Origin of the sequence: Xanthomonas sp. LMG 8993 (genome assembly GCF_009835065.2) — a bacterium.
Taxonomy (GTDB): Bacteria; Pseudomonadota; Gammaproteobacteria; order Xanthomonadales; family Xanthomonadaceae; genus Xanthomonas; species Xanthomonas arboricola.
The window spans coordinates 201,901-218,761 of record NZ_QVIF02000007.1 but is presented as its reverse complement, the minus strand read 5'-3'; the positions used below and the strand labels follow the sequence as shown (position 1 = coordinate 218,761).

General features: G+C 56.8%; 14 protein-coding genes and 1 tRNA gene. 1 reads left to right on the top strand and 14 read right to left on the bottom strand.

Annotation, left to right across the window (positions count from 1 at the left end):
- Positions 1-391: 391 nt before the first annotated feature.
- The 14 genes from DYQ94_RS14515 to uvrB all read right to left on the bottom strand — a co-directional run bounded on the left by DYQ94_RS14515 (position 392) and on the right by uvrB (position 16,149).
- Entirely contained in the window at positions 392-2,008 is a 1,617-nt protein-coding gene (locus tag DYQ94_RS14515) for an alpha-glucosidase (protein WP_126965985.1), read from the bottom strand.
- Positions 2,009-2,372: 364 nt separating this feature from the next.
- Entirely contained in the window at positions 2,373-4,829 is a 2,457-nt protein-coding gene (locus DYQ94_RS14510) for a VirB4 family type IV secretion/conjugal transfer ATPase (RefSeq protein ID WP_104542501.1), read from the bottom strand.
- A 104-nt stretch (positions 4,830-4,933) separates the two neighbouring features.
- Positions 4,934-5,245, bottom strand: a complete 312-nt coding sequence (locus DYQ94_RS14505) for a VirB3 family type IV secretion system protein (RefSeq protein ID WP_049818018.1) — start codon at positions 5,243-5,245, stop codon at positions 4,934-4,936.
- Complete coding sequence (locus tag DYQ94_RS14500; protein WP_024937942.1) at positions 5,238-5,642, bottom strand: TrbC/VirB2 family protein; 405 nt, start codon at positions 5,640-5,642, stop codon at positions 5,238-5,240. The genes DYQ94_RS14505 and DYQ94_RS14500 overlap by 8 nt, the downstream gene beginning before the upstream one ends.
- A gap of 58 nt (positions 5,643-5,700) precedes the next feature.
- Positions 5,701-6,531, bottom strand: a complete 831-nt coding sequence (locus tag DYQ94_RS14495; RefSeq protein WP_160954489.1) for a lytic transglycosylase domain-containing protein — start codon at positions 6,529-6,531, stop codon at positions 5,701-5,703.
- A 56-nt stretch (positions 6,532-6,587) separates the two neighbouring features.
- Entirely contained in the window at positions 6,588-7,628 is a 1,041-nt protein-coding gene (virB11, locus tag DYQ94_RS14490) for a P-type DNA transfer ATPase VirB11 (protein ID WP_024937943.1), read from the bottom strand.
- Between the two features lie 14 nt (positions 7,629-7,642).
- Positions 7,643-8,815 (bottom strand): TraB/TrbI/VirB10 family type IV secretion system protein, encoded by a 1,173-nt coding sequence (locus DYQ94_RS14485; RefSeq protein ID WP_024937944.1) that lies wholly within the window; start codon positions 8,813-8,815, stop codon positions 7,643-7,645.
- Positions 8,812-9,579, bottom strand: a complete 768-nt coding sequence (locus DYQ94_RS14480) for a TrbG/VirB9 family P-type conjugative transfer protein (protein ID WP_104542505.1) — start codon at positions 9,577-9,579, stop codon at positions 8,812-8,814. The genes DYQ94_RS14485 and DYQ94_RS14480 overlap by 4 nt, the downstream gene beginning before the upstream one ends.
- Complete coding sequence (locus DYQ94_RS14475) at positions 9,576-10,586, bottom strand: VirB8 family type IV secretion system protein (RefSeq protein WP_024937946.1); 1,011 nt, start codon at positions 10,584-10,586, stop codon at positions 9,576-9,578. The genes DYQ94_RS14480 and DYQ94_RS14475 overlap by 4 nt, the downstream gene beginning before the upstream one ends.
- A gap of 126 nt (positions 10,587-10,712) precedes the next feature.
- The gene (locus DYQ94_RS14470) at positions 10,713-11,123 is read right to left on the bottom strand and encodes a TcpQ domain-containing protein (protein WP_024937947.1); all 411 of its coding nucleotides are present in this window, start codon (positions 11,121-11,123) and stop codon (positions 10,713-10,715) included.
- A 346-nt stretch (positions 11,124-11,469) separates the two neighbouring features.
- Entirely contained in the window at positions 11,470-13,143 is a 1,674-nt protein-coding gene (locus DYQ94_RS14465) for a type IV secretory system conjugative DNA transfer family protein (protein ID WP_102581440.1), read from the bottom strand.
- Between the two features lie 35 nt (positions 13,144-13,178).
- Complete coding sequence (locus tag DYQ94_RS14460) at positions 13,179-13,421, bottom strand: hypothetical protein (protein ID WP_024937949.1); 243 nt, start codon at positions 13,419-13,421, stop codon at positions 13,179-13,181.
- Between the two features lie 527 nt (positions 13,422-13,948).
- Positions 13,949-14,023 (bottom strand) — tRNA-Val (locus DYQ94_RS14455).
- 104 nt (positions 14,024-14,127) lie between these two features.
- Positions 14,128-16,149 (bottom strand): excinuclease ABC subunit UvrB, encoded by a 2,022-nt coding sequence (gene uvrB, locus DYQ94_RS14450; protein WP_024937950.1) that lies wholly within the window; start codon positions 16,147-16,149, stop codon positions 14,128-14,130.
- Between the two features lie 140 nt (positions 16,150-16,289).
- Between uvrB and DYQ94_RS14445 the strand changes: the two genes are divergently transcribed.
- Positions 16,290-16,832, top strand: a complete 543-nt coding sequence (locus DYQ94_RS14445) for a GspH/FimT family pseudopilin (protein ID WP_160954467.1) — start codon at positions 16,290-16,292, stop codon at positions 16,830-16,832.
- Positions 16,833-16,861: the final 29 nt, after the last annotated feature.

Here is a 16,861-nt window from a genome sequence, read left to right as displayed (position 1 = left end):
CGTCCGCCAGTCATGCCCCCCATGCCCGTAGCATTCGCCTGTCGCACCGGAACGGGGCCAATCTCCCGACACCATCAGCGCCTGCCTGCACAAACACGAATCCAAGCCGTTGCAAGGCCGCCGGCAACGCTGACGTCCTCGCACTCCATCGCCATCCACGCGCAGCCTTTTAGTCAAACCACCCCGACTGGCATGGAGAACAGCACCCCCTGTCTCATCCAGAGAGCAAGGACCTGATCGACTGGGCATAGCGGCACAGCTGGCGTAACGCTATAAATGCTTGGCAAACCAAGCAATCGTCACTTCAAAAAAAAGCGAGGCATTGCCCTAAGGAATGCCTCGCCGCGTTCCAGACAATCACGCACAGACAGCTAGCTGGCGCGACACACCGTCAGCGAACTTCGATCGCACAAACCACTGCATGCCCGGCCAAGCGCAGGCGGTCATGTTCGATGGCTCCGCGCTCCACGCCGGGCACATCGACCTGCTTCCACGCGCCAGCCGGCAGCCCAAGCTCGGCTGCACCGGCCGACAGATTGAATGCCAGCAACATCACCTGGCCGGCGTGCTCGCGCCGGAACATCAGCACAGGTTCGGCCGTGTCGTAGAACGTGATCGCGCCCTCGCGCAACGCAGGCTCGCCCCTGCGCCAAGCCAGGAACTGTCGCACCGCACTGAGCACGGACAACGGATCGTCCTGCTGCACGCTCACCGCAGCCGCACGATGCTCCTCAGCCAGCGGCAACCACGGCTTGCCGCTGCTGAACCCTGCCGACGGCGCATCCGTCCATGGCATCGGCGTGCGGCAGCCATCGCGACCCTTGAAGGTTGGCCAGAAGGTGATGCCATACGGATCGCGCAGATCCTCGAACGCCACATCTGCCTCGCCCAGGCCCAGCTCCTCGCCCTGGTACAGGCAGATCGAGCCACGCAGCGAACACAGCATTGCAACCACCATCCGCGCAAACGTCGGCGATGCATCGGCCCCGCCCCAGCGTGTTACCGCGCGCACCACGTCGTGGTTGGAAATGGCCCAGCATGGCCAACCTTCCAACATCGTGGCTTCGAGCCGGCTCACCGTCTCGCGGATATAAGCAGCACTGTAGTCCTGCACCAGCAGCTCGAAGCTGTAGCCCATATGCAGGCGGCCATGAGCGGTGTACTCGGCAGTGGTCGCCAGCGAGTCCTCCGACGAGATCTCGCCAAGGCTCACTGCATTCGGATAAAGATCCAGCAGTCCGCGCAAGCGCTCGAGGAACGCTAGATTTTCCGGCTGCGTGTTGTTGAAGTAGTGGTACTGATACGCGTAAGGGTTGTCGGCACTGAACCCGCGCCCCACCCGCTTGTCGGCCGGCTTGGCCGGATTGTCACGCAGCTGCGCATCGTGGAAGCAGAAGTTGATCGCATCCAGGCGGAACCCATCCACCCCGCGATCCAGCCAGAAGCGTACGTTATCCAGCGTCGCCTGCTGCACCTCGGCGTTGTGAAAGTTGAGGTCCGGCTGATCCACCAGGAAGTTGTGCAGGTAATACTGTTCACGCCGCGGCTCCCATTGCCACGCCACCCCACCAAACAGCGACAACCAATTGTTCGGCGGCGTCCCGTCCTCACGCGGATCGGCCCACACGTACCAATCCGCCTTTGCGTTGGTCCGGTCCTGCCGGCTCTCCTGGAACCACGCATGTGCGATCGAGGTGTGGCTCAGCACCTGGTCGATCATCACCTTCAAACCGAGGCTATGCGCCTTGTCGAGCAGCCGATCGAAGTCATCCAGCGTCCCGAACAGCGGATCCACTGCACGGTAGTCCGCGATGTCGTAGCCGAAATCGGCCATCGGCGACTTGAAGAACGGCGAAATCCAGATCGCATCCACGCCCAACCCGGCGATGTAGTCGAGCTTGGCAATGATCCCGGGCAGATCGCCCACCCCATCGCCATTGGAATCCAGAAAACTACGCGGATAAATCTGATAGATGACGGCCCCGCGCCACCATGGTGTCTGCGACATGTACGCCCCTCCCGGGCCATTGCGGGCGCCAAATAGACGCTCAGCCAAGTCCGTTAGCGTAGCTGTGCCCACCGCATGCGGGGCATTTTTGCATACGTATTCATAGCGCTACGAAGCGACGCGCAAATACCTCAGAAACTTACATTATGGCGCGCACCATCTCACTCGTCGTCAAGGGAGATGGCAGGGAAGAAGCTTCACTCAAAAAATCGAACCGTCGCATATGGAATGTTGTTCTGCGACTGAAACAACCTTAGAGCAAACGACACTAAATACGATTTACTAAAAATCTTAATCAATCAGTATATAGCCCGTACACCAATACGTGACGGGCTTTAAAAACGTTGCGTCTACAGGGGAGAGGTTATGCGCGACTCTCAAGGTCGTCGTCTTTGGCGCGCTTGCGTTTTCCCGAGCCCTTTCGGTTCGCATAAAAGTCTTCCAGCCACTGCTCCGGCGTCAGCTGGTCTACGCTTACACCCAGCTTGTCGGCTTTCCGCGACAAAATTTGATGCATGATTTCAATGTTGTCGGTTGAAGATGAAATCACCGAAAGGGCATCATCCATCCCACGCAGGTTGAGCTGGCACACCGCCGAGGCATGGCCCTGCTTGACCAGGAAGCAACGCGAGCGCTCGTCCAGCGACACCACCACCTGATACTCGGCATCGGTGAGCTTGAGCCCTTCCATGTAGTCATCGCGGCTGGCGCTGGGATTGGGCAGCAGGATCATGGTCGCGGTCTGTTCGATCAATGCAGCCGCGATGTCGCTGGCAAGTGCATCCTCCGGACTTTGGGTGGCAAAAATACCCAGGCCATTCTGCTTACGGATGGTCTTCTGCTTGTTCTTGGCGAATTCCTTCAGCCCACCCTTGCCGTCCAAAATCTTCCAGAACTCATCCATCACGTAGATCAGCGGACGGCCATCAATCAGAGCCTCCAGCCGATGCAGCAGATAGTTGATCACCGGCACACGAACTTCTGCATTATCGATCACATCGGTGTAGTCGAAGCCGATGATCGATGCGCGCGTCAGGTCGATGGTGTCCACCGGATTATCGAACACCCAGCCGAGCGAATTGCCGGCAGTCCAGCGGCGCAGGCGCGCATATAGCCCATCGTCGCCCATGTTCGGCAGGCTCTTACGGAAGTTGCTCATGCTGCGCAGATGCATCGGCGTGTCCAGCATGCCCTCCACCGCACGATAAATGTCTTCTTCCTCGCGCGAACTGTACTCCGACTTGCCGCCCAGCACCTTCATCAGCTCAGCCAGAAATTGCGTGTTGGCCTCGTTGCGTTCGCACTGGAACGGGTTAAAGCCCGTTGGCGCACCATTCTCTAGCGCAAGATAATTGCCCCCGCAGGCACGCACAAAGATTTCAGCACCGCGGTCTTTGTCAAAGAAGAAGATGGTCGGAACCGGATCGAGCTTCTGCACCTGGCTCAACAGAAAATTGATCAGCGCGGTCTTACCCGTACCCGACTTGCCGATCACCATCGTGTTCGCGATAGCTTTCTCGCCCAGCGAGTTTTCGGCCGGATGGGTGGCGTGGAAGTTGAAATAATACGGTTGACCATTGGTGGTCTGCAGCGTGGTCACGCAGTCCCCCCAAGGATTGTTATGTTGCTTACCCTGCGCAAAGTTATGCAGCGGGGAAAGACCGAGAAAGTTAAGAGAACTGAGATTGGCAATTCGAGTACGGAAACGCCAATTGCCTGGTAGTTGCGCATAAAATGAAGACGCTACTGCGAGATCTTCCTTGGATGAGACAAAACCGGCATTGGATAGTTCAGCACGGGTCGTTGCGATCTGCTTGGCCAGCTTCTCTTGGCTGTCGGCATAAACAGCAATCGTAAAATGGTATTCACCAAGCACAAAATTGCCCGAAGCCACGTCATCCATCGCAACATCCAGATCCCGAATCTGACTGGACGACTTGTCTCCCGACGAGATCATCATACCCTTCGTACGCTCTAGCACTTTAAGCGCGTCGTGGCGGCCGACAGGACTAAACGAGTGCGTCACCACGTACTCAAAATCTAGGTACTTCAGACCGTTGAGAATGCCCGGATACGTTCCATCAGCATATTCTTTAACGTTAAGAATTGCACCGAAGTGATTAATACCATCGGGCGTGCGAATGACGAAGTCACCTGTCTTATTAGCAAACATGTGCTTACTAACTGGAAGGTATGCCTGCACCGGCGCTTGCAACACAGGAACAGGCTCATCAATCCGGTTAAGCAAATAGCCAAGAAACTCCAACGTCTCTGAAAAAACAATACCGTTCTTGGCTTCATACATGCCCAACCGGTAAGGCGAATAGTCCTTCAGCACCGCCTCCACGTTGGTGGCGAGCTCTATCATCTTCGCTACCGCCTGCTCTTCTTCCAGGCGGATGCGCTCCGGGTCGCCAGACTTTTCGACAAGACGACGACCAGTGACCACCGGCCTGTAGATCATGCTGAAGTAAAGCTCATTCTGCATGATCTTTTGCGACGATAGAGCAGCATAATACTCGTCGGACAACCCCTGATTGAAAGACTGCTTGAAGCGACTGGTATTGCCAATCCTGCGACGACGGCGGACGTCGTGCACCCAGAATGCCACGTTCGCGAAATCTGGCGCACGTAAGGTCTGAAGCAGGCGATTGAACGTGTTGTGACGCTGTTCCAACTCGAACTCGTCGCGTCCGACGAAAGGAAGGCCACCTAGATGCCAGATCAACAGATAGTCGCCACCAGTCGTCTTTAGAACCGACGGTGCCACATGCGTCGAAATGGAGACGAATTCGCTGATCGGACTATCTGGACTTAACATGGAATTACCAGTTTAAAGAAGGAAACGTCAAAAAAAAGCAATCGACATAAGCACCAGCCCCATGCAGCTTGCGCGCATGGGGCTGATAGAGCAGATCCAGGTGTTTACTGACGTTTTCCAGCAAGCACCTTGCGATATTCGTTAGGGCTAAATACCCACATCCCGGAATAGCGCTGCAGGTTACGGACGCGCATCCGAAACAACCATCGCAACCCTAACAACCTGAAAATCATTTCATCCCTTTTGGCCATTTGCTGCATGATGAAGATGAAAACAGGAATAGTAAGGAGGAACCATAAATCAAAGTACATACCCATCATCAGGCCACCACCAGCACCGACGAAGAATGGGATATAGGGGACCCCCAAGAACATCGCCGGGCGGGTGCACCCACGAAAAAGTACATCTTTACGCATAGTGATGGATGGCTTGCAATAGCGCCATGGCCGCTTCACCGGTGCACTGGTTGTCACGCTTGCCAATCACCATATTGGCAATCTGGCCGGCAGCACCAATCAACACGCCGCCAATCAGAATCGGCGACACTTCCGAGATGCGTTTGTGAGCGAAAGCAATCTGATAACCAGCGACAATTACCGCAATCGTCACAACAGCTACAGAACCCATCGTAAGCAGCGTATTAACGTTATCCAGAAAACCGCAAACTTTTTCGTCGGTCTTTGCCAGGTCACCGACCTGTGCGCCAGCACCACCGGCTACCAGCAAGGCTGAGGTGAAGAGCAAGGCCTTCAGGGCCTGAATACCGACCATCTTGGCATCGGCAACCAACTGTTTGTTATTCACTGACTTCATAATCTATCTCCTTGGAGCAGGGGGACTCGAACCATCCGATGGCAATTTTTCATCCTTGCTAAAACACAAAAGCACTGTCTACTTGAGACTGTCGAGGTGGCGGGGGATCAGGAGCTGGCGCGACTTGACGAGCCGCAGCAGAAGCAGCGGCCTGCGCCCCTGCAGCAGGCACAGCGATACCGCGCCCCTGTCCGGTTGCCCGAATGACGTAAAGGTCGCTTTCTGCTGGAATCGGCGAGGAGGTCACGGCAGGCTGCGCAGGAGCGGCAGTGGCAGTGGGTGTATTTTCGGGCAGCGCTTGGCGTTGCACCTGATTTTGCGCAGGTGCAGCCATGTCTTGAATCCGACGAGAAACGATGGCATCTGCAAGTCCTGCGGCAATTTGACGCGCCGGATTCTCGTTACGTATCTTGATCGGCCGATTAGGAATGACCCCAATCGGCTCAGCACCGCTCGCGGAAGCCACCGACTGCCGGATGGATGCGTAAATCTTTTGTACATAGCCGTGCTTGAAACCAGTTTCAAAATTACCGGAGTAGTAGCAGCTGAACGATTTACCCCAATCTGCACCTGAACGGGAGTGGCATTCCGCGAGAATCTTCGATGCTGCCACCAAATTAGGGCACTTGGCAAATGCCATCTCGTAACTAGTCAGTCCGTACTTCAGCAGGTTATAGCGATTGACCTGACCCAGGCCAAGAGAAAAGTTGTAGCCCTTCTGCTCCAACATCCGCGCAGTAGCGACCGCTTCTTCAAGCCCCCGCGGCTCACGCACCAACCTGCCTCCAACCACACCGATTGCGTAAGGGTTACGTGAGGATTCGACACGTACTACATGCTGCATCACCTCGCCGGGAACGGCTAGTCCAGTGCATCCCATGAGCTCCATGCCAGGCAACATAGCGGCCTCCTCAAATTCGATCGATGTAAATTGTTCGCGGCTGATCAGCCGCCCCGCAATGTTCTTACAGGATCGAAATCGATCCCGGTGATGAAGCGACGGCCCGCATGCGCCTTGATATGCACCACAATATCGATGGTCATGCGCAGCAATCGTTTGATCACCTCGAATTCTAAACCAGAACCCTCGCTAGAAGCCTTCACCATAAGCGCGAGTTGATCCCATGTCTGCTCCACGCTTCCTGCGTGACAACTCGTGATAGAGCCAGGATGGCCGGAAGCGCAGTTTCGGATGAAATAGAACGATTCATCGCCACGTAATTCTGCAAGAATAATCCTGTCGGGCTTCATCCGCAGACAGGCCTCCATGCAGCTTTTCGCGGTCACGTTGCTGGCGCTTTGCCCTCCTTTTGAATAAAGAAGATGCACTGAGTTCGGCTGACTGATGAAAAGTTCTCGGGCATCCTCGATCGTGACCAGGCGCTCCTCGTTGGGGATATGGTTGACCAATGCCTTCATGAACGTGGTTTTACCGCTACCGGTTGCACCCGCCACAACCACGTTCTTCTTGTAAAGCACAGATTTCTTAAAAAACTCCGAATAATCCTTATTACGGCGCAATTCAAGCAGTTCACGATCGTGATCGCTGACATCCGCTGCCTGCTCCAATACCTGATCAAAAAACCCGTCATGCTTGTATTGCTCAAGGGTCTTGGTATGTTTGGAAGGCAAACGAATTGTGATAGAAACCTTACCGGCATCGCATGCAGGAGGAATCACAAATTGCGCGCGCTGACCGGTTGGAAACGTCAAAGACACAACTGGATCGGCATCAGTAATACGCTGACCTGTATTACTTTCATTAACAACTGCAGTACAAAACTGCCTTGCCCGATCGAAAGTTAGAGATGGCACGTCCATGCGCTGCCAGCCGTTGATGGTTTCGAGATAGATTTCGCCAGGACGATTGATGCAGATTTCAGTAACTTCGGGGGAATTCAGGTAGTCCAGAATTCCCAACACCGAGTACTGATAATCCAAAAAATCATTGGAAATCCGCGCAAGCGGAGAATCGTCAATCGTCATGACGGCACCTTCGTTCACCTTGGCAGCACCGCTGTGAAATCAACGTCTTTGGCCACATAAACGTTCAGCACCGTTCCCTGATTGATCGTCACGGTTGCAGGGCGGCGACCGGATTTTGCGACCGCCTGCTCGGCAATATCCTGAATACTACGGGCAGTATTGCTTTCAAACGGCTGCTGAGTGATGACACCACTGCCGACACCAACCGTGGTTGTCTCCGGGCCATATTCTGCTGCAGCGTACTTGAATGCGTCGCTGAGCATGCTGATGAATAGTGCGGACGCAATCTTATTTCCCCAGTGAGCGTTATACTGACCTGGATGACCCGCACTACCGAGATTGTCAATACCTGGCCCCTCCAGCATTACGTCGATGCCAGTCGGGGTCGTGATACGGTCCCAGACCACCTGCATGCGAGGAGAAGTCGGCTCTTTTGCTGCGTATTGCCCAAGCATCTTTGAACCCTTCGGCAACAGCAAATTATGCCCGTTAATCGAATATACGGGCTCAGTTACGATACATGATGTAAAGCCATCGAAATCACTGATGATTCGGGTCTCCAAAATGCAGCGGATATATGTTCCGCGAACCAGCAATCCGTCCGGATTACTAATCGGCTTGGCCAAAGTGACTTGCTTGTCTTCCTGATCTGCTGGCGGCTGTGCGCCAAGCAGACCACTGCTAGCTTGCGGGCCCTGTCCGGCTGCCTGTTCAGCGAGAATACGGCGCTCCAGCAACGTGGGACCACGCTCGCGCTCAGGAGCGATGACGCGCTCCTCGTTATACTCAGGCGGCGCAGTTGGCAAAGGCAGTGGGTTTTGCTGCTGCACAAGCGGTACCGGGTCGGGGTCAACAGACGATGTGATGTTTTGCGGCAACGCTGGCGCAACGACCGTCTCAACGCGCGGCTTCACCGTCTCCGGTTTGCCTGAGCTACGTGAAACTAGCCAAAAAATGGCGAGAATCAGCAATGCTGCGATACCGGCCAAAAACACCAGGGCCTTGCGGTTGAGCCGCTTGATATCGTTGGAGTGCAGCACTGGCTCGTTGGCATCAAGATCCGGAGCTTCGGCTGCTCTCTGACGCGCAAAGTATGGGTTGCTTTCGCGTTCGTCGTATTCTGCACGAGACTGCTCATCGCGTCCGGGGATGCGCTCGTCGGAGTTGTTTGGCGTATTTGAGTTCACTTTTGCTTATTCCTTCGCAGACCTACGACATTGCTGCCATGGCGAACCACCAGAAATGGATAGGTGCCATGCACGATCAATGTATTTCCTTCGACCGTGGTATTGACCAGAAAGTCTTCAGAGTGCTCTTTTTCACGCCCGAAGACAGCAGGAAAATTACCTGTCGGAAAGCGGGTCAAATCCATATTTATGTAGGTGAACTTGCCGTCGTCGTATACGCGACTCGGAATCAGCCAGGATTTTTTGGTTCGCGTCGAATAGTCATAATCATAATAGTAACGGCGATCCTTCAATATCTTGGCATTCAGTTGCGGGCCATCCTTAACCGCCACTGCCTCCTCAGGACCATTAAAACTGGCATCCTTGGGATACGTGAATACTATCTTGTACTGGACGCCGGCCTGTTTGGCCTGCTCCAAACGCTGCCAATCAGTTGCCACCACCTTAAGTTCAAGAATGTATGAATGCGTCGCAGTACGAATCATCATATTCGTATCGACATCGACATTCTTTGGCTTGAGGTAGAAAACATTTTCGCGGCGAGTCAACTCCCAGCCACCGGTAAAACCGGTACTGTAGTCCAGGATTTTTTCGTTAGGACTAAGCTCTACCTGTGTTGTAATTCCCAGTCCCGTACGCACCTGATAAATGCGATCTGGCGCATACTCATATTCCTGCACCACCTGTGCAGTCGCGGAAGGCACGCACAACGCAAGCGGTAGCAGCGCAAGTAGCGACATCCTGTATCGACTAAAGAGATTCATCTACCGCTCGCTCCATTGACATTATTCGGTGTCCCCTGGGGTTGAATCACAGGCTGGGCCTGATTTGGATATGTCGCTGGCGCCATCTGTTGCTGAGTCGGCACACCAGCAGGCGCCTGGGCAGCCTGCTGGACAGGCATCGTACCCTGCGGCACTGCACTAGGCGCAACCGAAGCAGCAGCTCCGGGCATTCCGGGCTGCACTACCGGAACTCCCTGAGAGGTTGCAGCCGTTGATGGAAGCATCTGAGCGCCTGAAGCGGGAGTCGCGGGCAGGGCCGAATAGTCATTATCTACGCGATAATCAGTGACTCTAAAGCCTAGCGGATTCTCCACCCTCAGCTCGTCGGTCATCTGGAGATTATCTTGGTAAACAAACTCCATTGTCGCGATCTTGTTATCTAACAGCGTGCTGACCGTAGAGCTTTTATCGTAGATATTACGCTGAAAACGTACCGTCGCCCCTGAAAAAGGCTTACCTTTCCCGCCAATAAGAGTGATGCTGAGGATCGTGATACGAATTGCTCGATTCCTTCCATAGACGATGAAAGGCCTAGCCGGGTTATTGGCGGCGTGCAGCGCACGATACTCAGCAAGTACGCTTGTGGCGGCCATTGATCCGACCGTATTCCAGTCACGATCGCTGATCGTCGATGCGTCATACGACTCGCGGGCTATGATAAAGCGTGCAATATTGCTACGCGCTAGCGCCTCGCTCGTACTAACTGCACGCCCTCCAAAATTCGCTTCGAGCTTGGCGATGGTACTGGTGCCAGAATACGCATCAGCCATTACCAGGTACGGCACCTTCTCTTTCAGCGGCAGCATGTAGTAGTAGCCGCCGGCCGTCATGACGGTAATGAGCATGGAAACGGTCGCTACCATCCATGCACGCTTTTCGCTGCGGCGCGCGAGATCGGCGATGCTCACCTCGTAGTTCACCGCTTTCTGGACGGCTGCACCCACTTGGGCAGATCCGTCCTTTTCACTGACCTTCTTACGCAACATGTCTAGATCCGTCACCGTAAGGCCTTGTCAGGCCTGAAACTATCGCCGCGACGAGCGCGGGCACATGGGAGGCTTGAGCTCAGTCACCGACCGAATGCCGTTAGCATCGGATCAGCGGTTCAGCTCTTAGAGCTTGGCTCCAGACGATACCGGCACCGGCTGTACCAGCAGCTTGTTGGCAGAGACCGAGACCGAGACACCTTGCGCTGCGTAGACCGCGCTCAGCTCGGTGGCGGCTTGCTGCACGCTGGTGGTGCTGATATTGGAAACCGGGGCGATCAGGGTGTAGTCCGAAGGCAGGTTGTAGGACAGCTGCATGTTGGAATCCGCGGCCCACCGCTCCAGCATCGTCTTCAACGTGCCGTCCATCGGCGTAGCCTGATACGTGTAGGAGGTGTAGAGCGGAATTTCGGTAGGGGCTTCGTCAAAGTGATTGACGTGCTTCCAACGTCCACCAAAATCGGGAGCAGGCTTGGTCGCGCAGGCACCGACCAACGCAGCGACCACCAAGACCAGCGACAGCTTGGACACATACATCGGATTCACTCTGACTTCTCCAACTCATGAGATTTCGGGCTTAAGACGGACAGCACAACAGCTCCGCTCACCCTGGGGCGGCGGAGTGAATCTGTCTTTGATGACTCGCTTGAGCGGACATGCCTGGCCGACCCAGCACACATAGGCAGGTCAGCACCACGCCACGCAATCGATAAAAATGAATACGCCGAAGAACCATCCATAGCCTTACTCCTGTACGACCCCGTCCGGCGCCGCCCCTCTTAACAAAAAATCAACACCGCGCAAATTCTGGGTAACTTTGCCCTTAACGAACACATGAGTCAAGAATTACCGGCGCCCCTTCGCAGCCGTTGTGCGACGACCATCACAACCTGATGGAAAGCGTTTTCACGTCTGTCTTGGGCAGCAGGCGTGCAGTGAAATAGCGGTCTTCGTAGTAGCGGATCTTGTCGCATTTCACCGGATGCGGGATGCCTTCGTACAGGAAGACCTCCTTCTCGTTGCCCATCGCCTTCAGCTCCTGCGGCAACATGAGCGCACGCCGCTCCTCGGAAATACTCCGGGTGGTTTCCCTGCCGCGGGTGACGTTCTTCTTCTTGATGGTGGTGTAGCCCAACATCTCGGAGTAGTCGTTCGCATCCTGCTGCTCGCGCGGCGCGTAGAGGATCTGCAGCGCATGGTTGGTGATGATGGTGCGCGACAGATCCTTGCCATAGGTGGCGTCCAGCTGCGCCATGCTCTGAATGATCGGCAGCAGGCGAAGGTTGTAACCCGCCATGTAGGCTACCGCGGTGGCAATGATGTCCACTTTGCCGATCGAGGTGAATTCGTCCATCAACAGCAAGCATTGATACTTGAGTTCCGGGTTGGATTTCGGGAGCTCGCGGGTATTGAGGTTGATGATCTGACTGAAGAGCAAGTTGATGATGAGCCGGCTTTCGGCCAGCTTGTTGGGCTGGATGCCGATGTAGATCGTCATCTTCTTCTTGCGCAGGTCGGTGAGCAGGAAGTCGTCCGCGCTTGTTGCCGCATCCAGGACCGGGTTGATCCACGCGTTGAGCGGCTCCTTCAGGGTTCCCATGATGGACGCAAAGGTCTCATCGGCCTGTGACAGCATGTTGGCAAACGCCGAGCGCGCATTGCTGCTGAGGAATCTGCGCTCGGACAGCGACTTGAGGTATTTCTTGAGGTCTGTGCCATCCCCGGACGAGAGTCGATAGATGCCGCCAAGCGTGGGAGCCCCTGCCCCGCCCGGGAAGCCGAGCGACAACTCTTCGTCCTGGTTTTCGAACAGATACAAGGCGAACGCCATGAACGCGTTACGTGCCTGACTGACCCAGAACTTCTGGTCATCCGAGCCGTCCGGATACAGCATCGCGGCGATGCTCATCAGATCCGACACACGGAAGGCGGGGTCGCTGGACACGTAAGTCAGCGGATTCCAGCGATGGGTGCGCCGGTCTTCGGCGAAGGGATTGAAGAGGAACACCTCATGCCCCTGACTGGCGCGCCAGCCGCTGGTGAGGTCGAAGTTCTCCTGCTTGATGTCCAGGACCACTACCGATTCCTGGTACTCCAGCAGGTTGGGAATGACCACGCCGACGCCCTTGCCGGAGCGCGTTGGCGCGGCCAGGATCACGAACTGTTGCCCGCTCAGCCGTACAAGCTTGCCGTTGAACTTGCCCACCACAATGCCGTTGCCGCTCGGCTTGAACAAACCGTGCTTGGAAAGGTCTGCCGCTCCGGCAAAGCGCGCGTCGCCATGCAGCGCCCGCGCCTTCGGCTTGAGCAGGAGCACAACCGTGATGGCCCAGATGATCCCGGGCAGACCAAAGCCGAGAATGCCGGACATCTTGATCTTGGTCGCGTAAGGCGCCACTTCCGGCAAGCCCAACGCCTTGACGTAGCGGTAGTAGGTATCCCACGCGTACAGCGCGGTATCGAGCCGCAACAATAGAAGCGTCAGATATCCGGACAGGAAATATCCAACAAGCAATGTCACCACGGTGGCGATTGCAATTAGTTTGGCTTTGGACACGCGGCCCTACTCCTTGGCTTACTTCTCGACGGCACTCAGCGACGAACGACGGGTCTGTGATCGAGCAGATCCGACTTGCGTCCGCCACTCTCGCTCTCGACGAGCGAGTCAATCCAGACTCTGGCTTGATCTAGGGAAAGATCCGGCGTGATCCGGGTTCCGGCATCCGTCACCACGGCATAGGCCACCACAGCGTCGGGCGCATAGGTGTCTTCCCGGGTGATTGCCACGACACGGTACCCGCCCCTGGTCAGCACGGTGTGCTGATACTCGTCCATCGCCAGCCTTCCTTTTCGTCAGCGCGGAAGCGATGCTAAAGCAAGACGTGTGATGGAGAAAGCGGTTTCGGTGAAGCCGACACAACCGCGCGCGCATTCGACGCCAGGCGCGGATCGGGATGGGTCAGCGCCGGCGGAATTCCGTCAGCACTTGATGTGCTTTCTTGGCAACACACGCGCCTGGCACTAAAAAACCTGCTCGCCGCTTCGGGGAAAGGGTGACCAGCGCTGCGACGAAATGGCACGCTGAGCGAAAGCTTGGCCTGACACCAGGGCCTCGTCCGCAGGGGCGAAAGAGTGCCCAGCTTGCTAGCCAACCGCTCCGCCGCCAGCAATGCCCGACTGCTGCACGAAATTCATCCAACACGCCTGGTCAATGCACAGAAGGAAGTGAAAGCGATTGTCGAAGACCAAATACAGGACACGCGGAAGCTGCAGGAGCTGCTGCGTAAATCACTTCGGGATCCGCGGCAGCAGTCGCTGCCGATGTTGAAGCCACTCAAGTCGCCATGCTGCTGGACTTGGAGTGGTGGGCGGTACAGGGTTCGAACCTGTGACCCCTACCATGTCAAGGTAGTGCTCTACCGCTGAGCTAACCGCCCGTTTCCTGCGTCAGCATTGCGCTGTGCAGGGCGCGCATTCTAGCGCAGGGTTTGGATCACCACAAGCCCTCCCTGCGCTCGAACTTTCGCGCTGTCGCCCTGCCCTACGCCAGGCTGGCAGCTTTCAGTTTTTGGATCTGGTCGCGAATCTGCGCGGCCGCCTCGAACTCCAGGTCCTTGGCGTGCTGGTACATCTGCTGCTCCAAGCTCTTGAGCTTGCCGGCGATCTGGGCAGGCCCCATCGCGCGGTAATCGGGCATTTCCTCCGCCACCTGACGCGACTTCGAGCGCCCCTTGCCTGCCTTCTTCTCGGCGGCATCCTCGCGCGCACCTTCCATGATGTCGGAGATCGGACGCGCCACCGATTTGGGCGTGATGCCATGCTCTAGGTTGTACTCGACCTGCTTCTCGCGGCGGCGGTCAGTCTCGTCGATCGCGGCCTGCATCGAACGCGTGATCTTGTCGGCATACAGAATGGCCTTGCCGCGCAGATTACGCGCTGCGCGGCCGATGGTCTGAATCAGCGAGCCGGTCGAACGCAGGAAGCCCTCCTTGTCCGCATCCAGGATCGCCACCAGCGACACTTCCGGCATATCCAGACCTTCGCGTAACAGATTGATGCCGACCAGCACGTCGAACTTGCCCAAGCGCAGGTCGCGGATGATCTCCACGCGCTCCACCGTGTCGATATCCGAATGCAGATAGCGCACCCGGATACCGTGCTCGCCGAGGTACTCGGTGAGGTTCTCGGACATGCGCTTGGTCAGCGTCGTCACCAACACGCGGTCGCCAAGCTTGATGCGCTCCTGGATTTCGGACATCAGGTCGTCCACCTGCGTTCCGACAGGACGAATCTCGACCACCGGATCGATCAGGCCAGTTGGCCGCACCACCAACTCGGTGATTTCCCCCGCAGACTCGCGCAACTCGTAGGGACCCGGCGTGGCCGACACATAGATGCTACGCGGCGAACGTGCCTCCCATTCCTCGAAACGCAGCGGCCGGTTGTCCAGTGCCGATGGCAGCCGAAAACCGAACTCCACCAGCGTTTCCTTGCGCGAGCGGTCGCCCTTGTACATCGCGCCGATCTGCGGAATGGTCACATGCGACTCGTCGATGACCAGCAGCGCGTCCGGTGGCAAGTAGTCGAACAGCGTCGGCGGCGGCTCGCCGGGCGCCTTGCCGGTGAGATGCCGCGAGTAGTTTTCGATACCGTTGCAGAAGCCGACCTCGGCCATCATTTCCAGATCGAACTGGGTGCGCTGCGCCAGGCGCTGCGCTTCGACCAGCTTGTTCTGCGAATACAGTTGCTCCAACCGTTCCTTCAATTCTTCCTTGATCGTGTCCACCGCGCTCAACGTGCGCTCGCGCGTGGTCGCGTAATGCGTCTTGGGGTACACGGTGTAGCGCTGCAGCTTGCGCAGCGTTTCGCCGGTCAACGGATCGAACAGCGTCAGCCGCTCGATGTCGCCATCGAACAACTCGATCCGCAACGCCTCGGTGTCGGATTCGGCCGGGAACACGTCCAGCACTTCGCCGCGCACGCGGAACGCGCCGCGGGTCAGCTCGAATTCGTTGCGGGTGTACTGCAGATCGGTGAGATGGCGGATCAACTGACGTTGATCGATGTGCTCGCCCACCGACAGGATCAAGCGCAGCGACAGATAGTCTTCCGGCGCGCCCAGGCCGTAGATCGCCGACACCGTGGCCACCACCAGTGAGTCGCGACGCGACAGCAGGGTCTTGGTCGCCGACAGACGCATCTGCTCGATGTGTTCGTTGATCGAACTGTCCTTCTCGATGAAGGTGTCCGACGAGGGCACGTAGGCCTCGGGCTGGTAGTAGTCGTAGTAGCTGACGAAGTACTCCACCGCGTTGTGCGGAAAGAACGACTTGAACTCACCGTACAGCTGCGCCGCCAGCGTCTTGTTCGGCGCCATCACCAGGGTCGGCTTCTGCACCTGCTGGATCACGTTGGCAATGGTGTAGGTCTTGCCGGAGCCGGTCACGCCCAGCAAGGTCTGCTTGGCCAGACCGGCCTCGAAGCTGGCCACCAGCTTCTCGATGGCAGCAGGCTGATCGCCGGCTGGGGAGTACGGGGATACGAGCTGAAAACGGTCGGTCATGAAGCGGATCTCGGGGGAGGACTACACAAATGGCGGAGGCCACTTTCGGTGAAAGTCTGACACCTCATTACGTGGGAGCCGACCTTACCTGAGCCTTGGACGCCGTAGAGACTGCTTGCTTCGAGCCGAGGAGCAGGACGGTGAAAGCAGTGACTCGTTCGTATGCAAAAGGGTACACGGCGCTACAGCTAGTGATCGTGATGGCGATCGCCGGGATCATGGCGGCCATCGGCCTGCCCAGCTTCAAAGGTCTGGTCGAGTGGCAGCGCGCACAGGCACGGGTTCACTTGCTCACCGCACACTTGGCGATGGCGAGGAGCCTGGCCATCACCCATCGCCTGCCAGTTAGCGTCTGTCCATCCGTCGACGGTGCCAGTTGCCGACCTGACAGCGACTGGGGCCAGGGGTGGATTCTTTTCAAAGATCCAGCGCGCAGTGGGCAGCCTGCGGACGCGGGCTCGATCCTGCGCGTCGAGCAGTATGCTGCGAGCGAGGGCATCAGCATCACTGGAACGATTGGCCGATCGCTTGTCCGATTTCTTCCGAACGGCCGCAACAGCGGCACCAACATCACGATCAGCCTCTGCACCCGTGCGCAGCGCCTGGCAGACGTCATCGTCAACAACTCAGGGCGGACGCGCTCTGTCCGCTACAGGCAACCAACCACCTGCCCTGCACGGTGAGCTACAGCAAAAACAAAGAGGCCGCGACT